This is a genomic window from Bifidobacterium anseris (assembly GCF_002860345.1).
Taxonomy (GTDB): Bacteria; Actinomycetota; Actinomycetes; order Actinomycetales; family Bifidobacteriaceae; genus Bifidobacterium; species Bifidobacterium anseris.
Window position 1 is genome coordinate 378,844 of the sequence record NZ_NMYC01000001.1, and the last position, 12,993, is coordinate 391,836.

Annotated in this window: 11 protein-coding genes and 1 tRNA gene; 9 read left to right on the forward strand and 3 right to left on the reverse strand. The window is 64.7% G+C overall.

Going from position 1 to position 12,993, the window contains the following annotated elements:
• The first annotated feature begins 84 nt into the window (after positions 1-84).
• The 3 genes from CGZ88_RS01560 (at position 85) to glgX (ending at position 3,880) form a co-directional block, all read left to right on the forward strand.
• Complete coding sequence (locus tag CGZ88_RS01560) at positions 85-1,005, forward strand: Nif3-like dinuclear metal center hexameric protein (protein WP_026644985.1); 921 nt, start codon at positions 85-87, stop codon at positions 1,003-1,005.
• Positions 995-1,645: an NUDIX hydrolase gene (locus tag CGZ88_RS01565; RefSeq protein WP_051198568.1), complete on the forward strand. Its 651-nt coding sequence runs from the start codon at positions 995-997 to the stop codon at positions 1,643-1,645. Before CGZ88_RS01560 ends, CGZ88_RS01565 begins: the two co-directional genes overlap by 11 nt.
• Before the next feature lie 90 nt (positions 1,646-1,735).
• Positions 1,736-3,880 (forward strand): glycogen debranching protein GlgX, encoded by a 2,145-nt coding sequence (glgX, locus tag CGZ88_RS01570; RefSeq protein ID WP_231371418.1) that lies wholly within the window; start codon positions 1,736-1,738, stop codon positions 3,878-3,880.
• A 123-nt stretch (positions 3,881-4,003) separates the two neighbouring features.
• On the opposite strand, the gene CGZ88_RS01575 is transcribed toward glgX, so the two are convergent.
• Positions 4,004-5,254 (reverse strand): ABC transporter permease, encoded by a 1,251-nt coding sequence (locus tag CGZ88_RS01575; protein WP_133120867.1) that lies wholly within the window; start codon positions 5,252-5,254, stop codon positions 4,004-4,006.
• A 137-nt stretch (positions 5,255-5,391) separates the two neighbouring features.
• Here CGZ88_RS01575 and CGZ88_RS01580 point away from each other — a divergent pair.
• The 3 genes from CGZ88_RS01580 to CGZ88_RS01590 all read left to right on the forward strand — a co-directional run bounded on the left by CGZ88_RS01580 (position 5,392) and on the right by CGZ88_RS01590 (position 6,734).
• Positions 5,392-5,465: transfer RNA gene (locus CGZ88_RS01580), tRNA-Pro, on the forward strand.
• Between the two features lie 88 nt (positions 5,466-5,553).
• Positions 5,554-5,940, forward strand: a complete 387-nt coding sequence (locus tag CGZ88_RS01585; RefSeq protein ID WP_133120868.1) for a transcriptional regulator — start codon at positions 5,554-5,556, stop codon at positions 5,938-5,940.
• A 209-nt stretch (positions 5,941-6,149) separates the two neighbouring features.
• Complete coding sequence (locus tag CGZ88_RS01590) at positions 6,150-6,734, forward strand: murein hydrolase activator EnvC family protein (RefSeq protein WP_101670927.1); 585 nt, start codon at positions 6,150-6,152, stop codon at positions 6,732-6,734.
• Positions 6,735-6,763: 29 nt separating this feature from the next.
• Here the strand turns inward: CGZ88_RS01590 and CGZ88_RS01595 are convergent, their stop codons facing one another.
• Positions 6,764-8,134 (reverse strand): substrate-binding domain-containing protein, encoded by a 1,371-nt coding sequence (locus CGZ88_RS01595; protein ID WP_133120869.1) that lies wholly within the window; start codon positions 8,132-8,134, stop codon positions 6,764-6,766.
• 249 nt (positions 8,135-8,383) lie between these two features.
• On the reverse strand, positions 8,384-9,601 hold the full coding sequence (locus tag CGZ88_RS01600; protein ID WP_026644337.1) for an NADP-dependent isocitrate dehydrogenase: 1,218 nt from the start codon (positions 9,599-9,601) through the stop codon (positions 8,384-8,386).
• A 129-nt stretch (positions 9,602-9,730) separates the two neighbouring features.
• Here CGZ88_RS01600 and CGZ88_RS01605 point away from each other — a divergent pair, with 129 nt between their 5' ends.
• From CGZ88_RS01605 to tnpB, 3 genes are all read left to right on the forward strand, one after another.
• Positions 9,731-10,852, forward strand: coding sequence for a GuaB3 family IMP dehydrogenase-related protein (locus CGZ88_RS01605; protein ID WP_026644336.1), 1,122 nt, complete (start codon positions 9,731-9,733; stop codon positions 10,850-10,852).
• 168 nt (positions 10,853-11,020) lie between these two features.
• Positions 11,021-11,608 (forward strand): IS607 family transposase, encoded by a 588-nt coding sequence (locus tag CGZ88_RS01610; protein ID WP_101670929.1) that lies wholly within the window; start codon positions 11,021-11,023, stop codon positions 11,606-11,608.
• Complete coding sequence (gene tnpB / locus CGZ88_RS01615) at positions 11,601-12,881, forward strand: IS607 family element RNA-guided endonuclease TnpB (RefSeq protein WP_101670930.1); 1,281 nt, start codon at positions 11,601-11,603, stop codon at positions 12,879-12,881. Before CGZ88_RS01610 ends, tnpB begins: the two co-directional genes overlap by 8 nt.
• The last annotated feature ends 112 nt before the right edge of the window (positions 12,882-12,993 follow it).

Below are 12,993 nucleotides of genomic sequence, written 5' to 3' on the forward strand. Positions count from 1 at the left end.
CCATCCCTTAATCAGGCTCCTCCGCGGTGTGGAGGAGCCTGATTAAGCTTCAAAATAAGCAGTAACTTACGGAAAGGAAGCTTCATGGCTAACCTCAAGCAGACCATCGATGTGCTCGAGACGCTGTATCCACTGCGATACGCGGAAGCATGGGACCATCCGGGACTCATCGTCGGCGATCTCACCGACCCGGCCGATTCAATCGTGTTCGCAGCCGATCCGACGATGGACGTCGTACATGACGCGGTCGAATCGGGCGCGCAGCTGCTCGTCTGCCATCATCCGCTGTTCTTCCGCGCCGTGCATGAGGTCTCCGGGCGCACGTTCCGCGGCGAGATCGTCTCGCGGCTCTACCGGGGACACTGCGCGCTGTGGGTCGGCCATACGAACGCCGACGCCGCCTGGCGTGGCGTCGGCATGGCCGCGGCCGACGCGTTCGGCCTCATCGACCAGACGCCGATGGTGCCTATCGACGACGCGAGCACGCCGCACGCCGTCGGCCTCGGCAGGGTGGGTCGGCTTCCCGAGCCGATGACGCTGCGCGCCTTCGCCGAGCGCGTCGCCGATGCGCTGCCGGCCACCCGCTACGGCATCCAGGTCGCCGGCGACCTCGACGCGCCGGTGCGCACCGTGGGCGTGCTGCCCGGATCGGGCGATTCGATGTTCAACGAGGTGAACGCGCTCGGCGTCGACGTCTACGTCACGAGCGACCTGCGTCACCATCCGGCGACCGACGAATTGCAGGAAAGTCTGTACGAGGCGGCGATGCGCCGCGACGGCGTGCTGCTCGGACACGGCGATGGCCATATGCGTCCCGCGCTCATCAACACGCCGCACAGCGCCATCGAATCGCTGTGGTTCTCCTATGCGCTCGAGGACGTGCCGAACGCCGTCGAACTCGCCACGGGCTCGCGTCCGCAGGTGCGCTGGAACCGTGCGAACACCGATCCGTGGGACCTGTCGCTGGGCGCGAATTTCACGATGGGGGACGCCGATGGCCGCTAAACAGGGACGCAATGCCGCATATCGGGACAACGGACGGGTCGTGCGGCTCGATGCATTGTTCGACGCCACGTCCGACGGCATCGACATGGACGTGCCGGCGCGCGTCGTGGACAGCGAGACGAAATACCGCGGCGCGATCTTCGCCGTCGAGGACCGCACGGTGGCGTTGACGCGCAACGATGGCAGCGAGACGCTCATCCATCGGCAGGTCGTCGTGCACGCGCCCTGCGTCGTCATGCTCGTGCACGACGTGCGCACGGACCGCTATCTCGTCGAACGCGAATACCGCGCCGGGTCGAACATCACGACGATCGGGCTGCCGGCGGGACTCATCGACGTCGGCGAAGATCCGCGGCATGCGATGCTGCGCGAACTGCGCGAGGAGACCGGCGTCGTCGCCGAAGACGTCGATATCGACGACGCGGGCTCCTACTACTCGTCGGAAGGCATGACCGACGAACTCGCGCACATCGCCGTACTGCACCTGCGCGAATGGAGTCAGGGGGAGTGCCGATTCGACACCGACGAGCACGTCGAATCGGCATGGGTCGACTGGCGGACGCTGCTGACGCTGCCGATCACCGCGTCGAACTCGATCATTGCGATCCAGCACGAGCGGATCCGCCGCCTGAGCGCGTGACCTGTGTCGAGGACGCCATATGCGCGGCCTCGACACTATCCAGTGAACGAAACTCATGAGGATGCTGCGCGGATGTGCCATACTGAAAACATGCAGACAAGACCTGGATCCATGTACCCGCTCGGCGCAAGCTACGATGGGGCGGGAGTCAATTTCGCACTGTTCTCACGCATGGCACAGAAGGTGGAACTGTGTCTGTTCGACGAGCAGGACAACGAGACCCGCGTCGAACTGACCGAACAGAACTCGTTCGTATGGCATATCTACATCCCCGGCATCCAGCCCGGACAGCGCTACGGATACCGCGTGTACGGACCGTACAACCCGCATAACGGCGAATGGTGCAACCCGAACAAGCTGCTGCTCGACCCCTACGCGAAGGCGATCGAAGGCAACATCGACGGCGACGAGAGCCTCTACTCCTACTGGTTCAACGACGCCGACAACCCGGACGACATGAACGACCTCGACTCGTCGGGGCATACGATGAAATCGGTCGTCATCAACCCGTTCTTCGACTGGGACAACGACCAACATCCGAACATTCCGTATTCGGATTCGGTCATCTACGAGGCGCATGTGCGCGGCATGACGAACCTCAACAAGAACGTGCCCCCGGAGATCCGCGGCACCTACGCCGGACTCGCGCACCCCTCCGTCATCGACTACCTCAAGAAGCTCGGCATCACGGCGATCGAGCTGATGCCGATCCACCAGTTCATCAACGACCCGTTCCTGCAGGAGAAGGGGCTGGGCAACTACTGGGGATACAACACGATCGGCTTCTTCGCCCCGCACAACGCGTATTCGAGCCAAGGGCAGCGCGGCGAGCAGGTCAACGAGTTCCGTTCGATGGTCAAGGCGTTCCACGCCGCCGGCATCGAGGTCATCCTCGACGTCGTCTACAACCACACGGCCGAAGGCAACGACAAGGGACCGACGCTGAGCTTCAAGGGCATCGACAACCTGTCCTACTACCGTCTCGTCGACAACGACAAGCTGCACTATTTCGACACGACCGGCACCGGCAACTCGCTGCTCATGCGCTCCCCGCACACGCTGCAGCTGATCACCGACTCGCTGCGCTACTGGGTGCAGGAGATGCACGTCGACGGCTTCCGCTTCGACCTCGCGGCCACGCTCGCGCGGCAGTTCCAGGAGGTCGACAAGCTGTCGGCGTTCTTCGACATCGTCGAACAGGATCCGGTCATCTCCCGAGTCAAGCTCATCGCCGAGCCGTGGGATCTGGGTTCCGGCGGCTATCAGGTCGGCGGCTTCCCGCCGAACTGGTCGGAGTGGAACGGCCGCTACCGCGACTGCGTGCGCGATTTCTGGCGGTCCCAGCCGGCGACGCTGCCCGAGTTCGCCAGCCGCATCATGGGCAGCTCCGACCTCTACCAGCACAACGGTCGCAAGCCGGTGGCGTCGATCAACTTCGTGACGGCGCACGACGGCTTCACAATGAACGATCTTGTCAGCTACAACAACAAGCACAACGAGGCGAACGGCGAGGACAACCGCGACGGCGAAAACAACAACCGCTCGTGGAACTGCGGCGTCGAAGGACCCACGACAATCCGCGACATCAACGAGCTGCGGCACCGCCAGATGCGCAACATGTTCTCGACGCTGCTGTTCAGCCAGGGCATCCCGATGATCTGCGGCGGCGACGAGGTCTGCCGCACGCAGCTGGGCAACAACAACGGCTACTGCCAGGATAATGAGATCTCGTGGACGCATTGGAACCTCAAGGACTACCAGCGCGATATGCTCGGATTCGTCTCGAAGCTCATCCATCTGCGCCTCGAGCATCCGGTGCTGCATCGCCGCCGCTTCTTCACCGGCCGTGAGGCGGACATGCCGGCCGATGCGCTGCCGCAGGTCGAATGGTTCGACCACAACGGCGCGATCATGGATCTCGAGGCGTGGCAGAACGCGCACGCGTTGTCCATCATGGTGTTCCTCAACGGCGGCGACATCCCCGAGACCGACTGGTACGGCAACAAGATCGTCGACAACGATTTCATCCTCATCTTCAACGCGCACTACGAGCCGATCATGTTCACGCTGCCGGATGAACGCTACGGCCGCAAATGGAAGCTCGTCGTCGACACGCACAACCCGGACGGCCCGGAGCTCAACTACGAGGCCGGGTTCGCGATCACCGCGCAGTCGCGCAGCTTCCTGCTGCTCATGAGCGACGACAAGGCGGACGGCGACCTGCTCTTCGACTGAGGCAGCCGCCTGCGACGGGTGTACCTGCGCTCGTGCGGCCATGTATTTCCGCCGCTATGGGAACGCCCCCGACATCCATTTGATGTCGGGGGCGTTCCCATAGCGGGACGCGCGATGCACGGACTAGTTCCGGGCGAGCTGCGAGGCGACCTGCCGACGATGCTGGTCAGTGTCGGCCTGCGCGGCGAGCACGGGCGAATTGGTGTCCGTCAGGACGGTGTTGAAGCCGGCGCTCTCCTCGTCGCTGATCAGATCGTCGAGCTTGGCGGTGTTGACGACCTCGTGCGCAATGAGCTGCTGCTGGATGCGATCCGCCTCAATCGCGGCGATCTGCCGGGAGAAGCCGATGAACCAGCCGAGGAACAACATCGCCGCGAGCGCTTCGACGTTCGTGAGCGTGTTCTCGCCCTGCAGCCAGGAGATGCCGGCGATGACGCAGACGAGGATCGCGATGTCGGAGATGACGAAGAACGCGCGACTCAGCTGCGGCGCGAGCCAGGGGAGTGTAATGAGCAGCGCGAACATGACGCAAGGCATGCCGCGGGCGAACACGTTGTGCAGGATCGGGTGGGGCGTGTAGCGGAAGGTGCCGATGCCGATGAACGCGATGCCGGAGAGCGTCAGCAGGATTGACAGCAGCGTGATGCGCACCTTGAATCGGGGGATGTGGTAGGAGACCTGCGGCGTGCGGATGCCGACCGAGCCGTTGGGGCGCACGACCTGGTAGGTGGCGATGAGTTCGGAGATCGCGAAGTAGGTGATGATGATGATCGACAGGCCGCCGAAGACGAGTGTGATGTTGAACATGCTCGCCGCGAAGGTCGTGCGGTCGCCGAGCTCGGAGAAGTTGTTGCGGAACCAGTGGGGGTCGTTCGTCGTCGAGCAGGCGGTGCCGACGCCGGCGATGACGAAGAACGGCAGCAGCGACGCGAGCGTCTTCGCGTTCATCAGCTCGGCCTGCACGAAGGTGAGGTAGCCGCAGACCCCGGCGAAGGTCGCGGTGAGCGCCGGCAGGTACATTTCGAAGATGACCTTGCCCATCATCGAGTTGAGTACCCAGAACAGCGTGTAGCTGGTCAGGAACAGCGTGACCGCGTAGACGAAGGACAGTGCGAAGATTTCGAAGGAGCGGCGCAGGTGGATCGCCCACATGACGTGTTCGTTGAGCATCCGGATGCGGTGTGTGTAGCCGATGACGAACGAGACGACGCCGCAGGCTCCGACGAGTGTGGCCGCGGCCATGAATCGACGTTGGGACAGCTGCCAGATGGCGGGTGCCCAGCGCAGATAGGCCATGATGGCGAGGCCTCCAACCACCGCGCAGCAGAAGAACGAGATTAAGCCGGCTGATTCGGCCCTCTGATGACGTTTCATGGTTTCCCTTTCCGGTACGACACTCCACATTGTAACGAGGTGGCCGCAAGGCATGGTATTATTTCATCTTGTGCCTGAAGACGGTTGTCTTTGAAGATGGCGGTCTGCGGTCTTCATGGATGGGTGTTCGGGCGCGACGGGCTGTGGCGCAGTTTGGTAGCGCGTCTGCTTTGGGAGCAGAATGTCGCAGGTTCAAATCCTGTCAGCCCGACCGAGACATTCGAGGCCATCCCTTGTGGATGGCCTCATTACAATGGTTCCAAGGGGTGGCGGCCGTTCCGGCCGCCGTGGAGGCTGCCGTGAGTATGAACACCGTCGACCGTCGCGCACTCGAACAGCTCGACGACGAGCCGCTCGATGAGCAGATCTCTTACTACCGCAAGCCGTTCATGGTGCTGTGGGCGGCGGTGCAGGAATCGTCGGCGGAACTCGTCGAGGACTACGGCATGTCGCCCGAGCTCGCGCAGCTGTGGGTGGCGGAGCGGCTGCGACAGGTGGGCGATTCGCTCGTCGACCGTCTCGCCGAACGCGCGGCGGCCCGCGGCGTGAGCAAATCGAACGTGTCGCGCGCGGCGGGGGCGAGCCCGACGAACGCGCTGCGCCGCTTCCCGCGGCTGCGCGACCTCGACGAGGGGCGCACGCCAGGGCGCACGCTCATCGACGACGTGCTCGACTCGCTCGACTGATTGGCGGCCGCGCGACCGTCCATGGCACCGTCCGAAGCGACGATTTTTGTTGTATATGCGACGGCCATCCACATCAATTGGTCGATTTCTGCCGCGACACGCCGTGTTCAGGGCCGTCCGTACACATACCTCCGTCACGGTGGACAGGCAAGCCCGCGGCGTTCGATAGTGGAACGACGACATGTTCCGCAAGTCGAAGGAGGAGTCATATGGGACATCACGATGAGCAGCTGCGTGCACGCCGCGCACGTCGTAGAAGGCGTTTCGAGGCGATGCGCGGCCGCCGCCGGCTCAACGCGCTCGTGGCGACGTCGACGCTGATCGTCGCCGCCGCCACGACGATCGGCGTCGGCATGCACACGACCGATTGCGCCTATGCCGACGGCGGCTGCACGCCGGCGATGGTGCTGCCGGTCAAGGGAGGGGTCATCATGTCGCCGTTCGACGAGCCGGCGCAGGTGTGGCTCGCCGGGCACCGCGGCGTCGACATAGCGGCCGCCGAAGGCGCGACGCTCGTCGCCCCCGCCGACGGCACCATCAGCTTCGCGGGAAAGGTGGGAGGAAAATCGGTCGTCAGCATCGTCCACGGCGCATGGACGCTCACCTTCGAACCGGCGGTCACGACGCTCGCCGTCGGAGCGAAGGTGAGCCGCGGCCGCCCCCTCGGCACAATGTCTGGGTCGAGTGACCACTGCGACGGCACCTGCGTGCACTGGGGCATCCGCATGGCGGCCAGGAAGTACGTCGACCCGGAACGCTGGCTGCGCCCGCAGCGCATCGTGCTCGTCGAATGATGCGCCGTTGATTCCCTGCGGCCGGCCTTCTACAGGTCGGCGTCAGCGAGCGAGATGTATCCGGGGTCGATGAGCGTCGTCTTAAGGTTGCCGGCGCTCACCGCGATGAGCGGCAGCCCCATCGTCGGCACGCCGTCGACGGTGTTGAAATGATCCAACGCCGCTTTGTCGTCGTTGCGGTTGAGCGCCCGGCAGATGGCGGCGATGCCCGAGGCGTTGCCGTTGCGGTCGGCCAGACCGGTCATCCACTGCTTGCCGTCGACGATGTTCGGGATGTTGCTCACATACGAGCCGTATCCGGTGACGATCGGCCAGCGGTTGGATGTCACCGGCGGCGTCTCGCGGTCTGCCGATCCGTCGTCCTTCGCCTCGCCGGCGGAGGACTTGGGCGCCTGCGTCGGCTCCGGCACCTTTCCGCGCTGCACGTCGCGCCGTCCGGCGATGTTGCCCAGGACGTCGCCGATCGTGATCGACGGGTTGATGTCGGCGGCTGTGCCGACGTAGCCCATGGCCGTCAGTCCCTTGATGACGCCGTCGGCGACGAAGTCGTTCATCGAGACGACGCCGTCGATCGGCGTGAAGGCGCCTTTCGCGTTCGTATGCAGGCGCGCCTTGATCTCGGCGACGACATCGTCGGTCTTGCGCGCCTGGAAGGCCACGTCATGCCAGTCGTCCTCGGTCGACGCGGCAGAGAGCCTTAGCGACGGGCTGACGACGACGCCGGAGCGGAAGTAGGTGCCGAGCACGCTCCACGCGCCCTTGAACGCGTCGCGCGCGAAACGCTGCTCATCGCTCGGATGCGAGGCCTCGCCGTCGAAGGGCAGCATGATCTCGATGCGTTTGGGGTTGTCCCTGCTCGTCTTGTCGAGTTCGAGCTTGTTGACGAGCTGCTGCGCCTGCATGCGGCCGATCTGCTCGGCGTCGCAGATCGACACGAAGGCGTCCGGCGTGAAGCCGGGGATGCGCGTCGACAGGACGACGACGTGCCCGCCCGCCGCCTTCACCCGGTTGAGCGCCGCGACGGTGCGCGCGAGCGCCTCGTCGACTTTTGCGTCTTTCTCGTCCTTCGCGTCGTCGCCGTCCTTCGACGATTCGAGCATCTGCGTCGCGTAGTCGCCGTAGTACTTCGTCGATTCGGCGGTGCGTACCGCCGGCGCGACGACGAGTGTGCGTTCCCCGTCGCCGTGTTCGATGTGTTCGCGCACGTAGGTCTCAATGCTGCGGCTCTGCTTGTCGAGGTCGGCGTCGGCGTGCGTCGTGATGTCGTCGTCGTCGAATCCCCGTTCGATGAGCGCGTCCGATGTGGCGCCGACGAGGCGGTTCCATGTGTTGAGCGGCACGTTCTGCGAGATCGTGAAGCTGTCGGTGGGCACGAACATCGCCACTTGTCCGTTCGTCATGGACGGCGACGCGGCCGGGGACGCACCGTCCGTCGACGAGGACGAACAGGCCGCCATGGGGATCGTCATGCCGCAGCACAGCGCCATCGCCATGCAGCGTCGCAGAAGTGGAAGGCCCGTATGGGACATGCCGTACCGCTTTCTTATGGGGGATGGGACGGGAACGATTGTACCCGAGGAAGTCGGCAAAACGGCGCAGGGCCCCGTTCCGGTCCGGGAACGGGGCCCTGCGGGGGTGCGGTGAGACCGTCAGGCGCGCAGCGCCTTGTTCAGGTTCTCGTCGAGCGCATCCATGAAGCCCTCCGTGTCGAGCCACGGATGGTCGGGGCCGATGAGCATCGCGAGGTCCTTTGTCATCTGGCCGCCTTCGACGGTCGAGATGATCGTCTGCTCGAGCTTCTCGGCAAAATCGGCGACCTCGGGCGTGCCGTCGAGCTTTGCGCGGTGCTTGAGGCCGCCGGTCCACGCGTAGATCGACGCGATCGGATTCGTCGACGTCTTCTCGCCCTTCTGCCAGCGACGGTAGTGGCGGGTGACGGTGCCGTGCGCGGCCTCGGCCTCGACGGTCTGGCCGTCGGGGGTCATCAGCACCGAGGTCATCAGGCCGAGCGAGCCGAAGCCCTGCGCGACGGTGTCGGACTGCACGTCGCCATCGTAGTTCTTGCAGGCCCACACGTAGCCGCCGTGCCACTTGAGCGAGCTGGCGACCATGTCGTCGATGAGGCGGTGCTCGTAGGTGAGGCCCTCCTGCTCGTAGCGCGTCTTGTATTCGGTCTCGAACACCTCGGCGAAGATGTCCTTGAACTCGCCGTCGTAGGCCTTGAGGATCGTGTTCTTCGTTGACAGGTAGACCGGATAGCCGCGCAGCAGGCCGTAGTTGAAGCAGGCGCGGGCGAAACCGCGGATCGAGTCGTCGAGGTTGTACTGCACCTGCGCGACGCCGGAACCCGGATAGTCGAAGACGAGATGCTCAATCGGCTCCGAGCCGTCCTGCGGCGTGAACGTCACCGTCAGGCTGCCGGGGCCCGGGACCTTGAAATCGGTCGCCTTGTATTGGTCGCCGAAGGCGTGGCGCGCGACGACGATCGGCTTCGTCCAGCCCGGTACGAGGCGCGGGATGTTCGAGATGACGATCGGCTCACGGAAGATCGTGCCGCCGAGGATGTTGCGGATCGTGCCGTTCGGCGACTTCCACATCTTCTTGAGGCCGAACTCCTCGACGCGGGCCTCGTCAGGTGTGATCGTCGCGCACTTGACGCCGACGTGCTCGCGCTTGATCGTCTCGGCGGCGTCGACGGTCACCTGGTCGTCGGTCGCGTCGCGGTTCTGGATGCTCAGGTCGTAGTAGTCGAGGTTGATATCGAGGTAGGGCAGGATGAGACGGTCCTTGATGTCCTTCCAGATGACGCGCGTCATCTCGTCGCCGTCGAGTTCGACGACCGTGCCTTCGACCTTGATTTTCGCCATGGGGGATTCCTCCAATGAGTGATCGGAACGTTTCCATAGACATGCATAGCGCATGACTGTTTCGTCCACGGACGATTGTCCAAAAACCGCGTCACGTCCGTGTCACAGCTGCGCATTAGCCTAGGAGCCATGTCTCAGGAAATTGAAATCGGCCTCGGCAAGAAGGGCCGCATCGCCTATGGCCTCGACGACATCGCGATCGTCCCGTCCCGCCGCACACGCGATCCGCAGGACGTCTCCACCGTCTGGCAGGTCGACGCCTACCAGTTCGACATCCCGGTCATCGGCGCGCCGATGGATTCGGTGACGAGCCCGAAGACGGCGATCGAGCTCGGCAGGCTCGGCACCGTCGGCGTCCTCGACCTCGAAGGCCTGTGGACGCGCTACGACGACCCCGAACCGATCCTCGAGCGCGTCGCCGCGCTCGGCCCGCAGGAGGCCACCGCCTATCTGCAGCAGGCCTACGCCGAACCGATCAAGCCGGAGCTCATCGTCTCCAGGCTGCATGAGATCCGCGATGCCGGCGTGACCGTCGCCGGCGCGCTGTCCCCGCAGCGCACGCAGCAGTACTATTCGACAGTGCTCGAGGCGGGCGTCGACCTCTTCGTCATCCGCGGAACCGCCGTCTCTGCGGAGCATGTCTCGACCGACCATGAGCCGCTCAACCTCAAGAAGTTCATCTACGACCTCGATGTGCCGGTCATCGTCGGCGGCGCCGCGAACTACACGGCGGCGCTGCACCTGATGCGCGCCGGCGCGGCGGGCGTCCTCGTCGGCTTCGGCGGCGGCGCCGTCTCCGCGGTGCGCAAGACGATCGGCGTGCACGTGCCGCTCGCCACGGCGATCTCCGACGTGGCCGAGGCGCGCCGCGATTACATGGACGAGTCCGGCGGCCGCTACGTGCAGGTCATCGCCGACGGCGGCATGGGCGACTCCGGCAGCTTCGTGACGGCTCTCGCGATGGGCGCCGACGCATGCATGCTCGGTGCACCTCTCGCCCGCGCGAAGGAGGCGCCGGGGCACGGCAAGCATTGGGGGTCCGAGGCGCGCCATGCGACGCTGCCGCGCGGCTTCCGCTCCGACGTCGGCACCGTCGGCACGCTCGAGGAGATCCTCTACGGGCCGAGCCACATGGCCGACGGCAAGACGAACTTCATCGGCGCGCTGCGCCGCGCGATGGCGTCGACCGGCTACGTCGACCTCAAGAACTTCCAGCGTTGCGACGTCGTCGTGACGCCGACCGGACGCTAAGCGGCGTCACGACGACGACAAGCGATGCGGCCCGTGGGGGCTCGCGGCAGCTGCCGTGTCCTCCCGCGGGCCGCATCGTCGTCTCCGGGCGGCGTGCGCGCAAAGGGGTCGTTATCTGTTGGTGTATAAGCTTGTTTTGCGTGGTTTGAATATGTTATACTTAGTTTCATGTTGGTGAAGGAATGGGCGGCCCGTGAGGGATTGCATCCGCAGACGGTGTGGAAGTGGTGCCGTGAGGGCACGATGCCCGTGCCTGTGGAGCATACGCCGACCGGCATGTGGCTCATCCATGACCCCAAATACGAGGCCCGACAGGCGCAAGCCCCTGCCGGCGGCCGCACGGTGTGCTATGCGCGCGTGTCCGGTCCGGACCAGAAGAACGACCTGCGACGTCAGGCGGACAGGCTCAAGGCATTCGCGCTCAACATGGGCGTCGAACGGCCCGAGGTCGTCGCGGAAGTGGGGTCAGGCATGAACGACAAGCGGCGCAAGCTCAACCGTTTGCTGGCCGACCCAGGTGTGGGCATGATTATCGTGGAGCACCGTGATCGCCTTGCCCGTATGAACGCGGGATTGATCGAAAGCGCGTTGAAGGCACAGGGGCGCAGGCTCATCGTCGTGGACGACAAGGAGCTGGACGATGATCTGGTGCGGGACATGACCGAGGTGCTCACGTCGTTGTGCGCGCGCCTGTACGGCAGGCGCGCCGCCGGGGACAAGGCGAGGGCCGCGTTGAAGGCGGCGGAAGATGCTTGAGGCGGTGAAGGTGGTGCTCGATCCCACGCCACGGCAGGAACGCTTGCTGGAGGGTCATGCAGGCGCGGCGCGCTTCGCCTATAATCTCATGCTTTCACATGTGCGGTCACAGTTGGCGCGCGGCGGGAAGGCGGATTGGTCGATGTACGCGATGCGGCGTTGGTGGAACGAGTGGAAGAACGAGATCGCGCCGTGGTGGGCCGAATACAGCAAGGAGGCGTACAACAGCGCGTTCGAATCATTGGCGGCCGCGTTGAAGAACCATTTCGACTCGAAGACCGGCGGGCGCAAGGGAAAGCGCATGGGCTGGCCGAGGTTCAGAAGCAGGCGTCGCACCACGCCACGGTTCGTGTACACGACCGGCTCGTTCGGCCTTGTCGAGGGCGATCCGAAACGGTTGAAACTGCCCCGCGTCGGCCGCGTGCACTGCATGGAGGACATCGGCCGACGGGTCGGGGACGCGAAAGTGGTGCGCATGAGCGTGTCCAAACGGGCGGGACGCTGGTATGCGTCCCTGACCGTCGAACGCGACGCCCCGACCGCACCCGCTGCCCCTAGGGGTGGCGGTGTCGGCGTGGACTTGGGTGTCAGGGCCCTCGCCACGCTCTCCGACGGCACGGTGGTGCCGAATCCTCGTCATATGAGCGGGAGCCTTCTCCGACTCGCTCATGCGCAACGCGTCCTGAGCCGACGCAGGGAGGGGTCGAACCGTTGGCGGAAGGTCAGGACCCGCGTGCAACGCATCCACGCGCGCATCGCCGACCAACGACGAGACGGGCTGCACAAGCTCACCGATATGCTCACACGCACCTACAGGGACATCAGCATAGAAGACTTGAACGTGGAGGGCATGGTCAGCAACCACAGGCTCGCGCGAGCCGTGTCAGACTGCGGGTTCGCCGAACTGCGCCGCCAACTCGCGTACAAAAGCGCGCGCACCGGCGCGGCCATCCATGTCATCGACCGTTGGTATCCATCAAGCAAGACGTGCTCGAACTGCGGAACAGTGAAAGCCAAGCTGTCCCTAAGCGAACGCGTCTACCATTGCGACAAGTGCGGGCTTGACATGGACCGCGACCTGAACGCGGCCATCAACATCATGGTCGCCGGGAGTGCCCCGGAGACCCTAAACGCACGCGGAGGGGACGTAAGACGCGACCGGCGCAAGCCGGCCGCGCGGACCCCGGCGAAACGTGAACCAAGCAGCGGCGCGAGCCGCGTGAGACTTGGAGCTGGCCTCGGCAACGAGACCATGCAAACTACCACAAACTAGTTTGCAACGGCGTGCAGCGGAGGCGAACGCGCGCGGCGAACGCGAACGGCATGGCATCGGCAGGGCGTCAGTTCGTCGGGTGCTGTCATATGCATCTAACGATTACGCACAT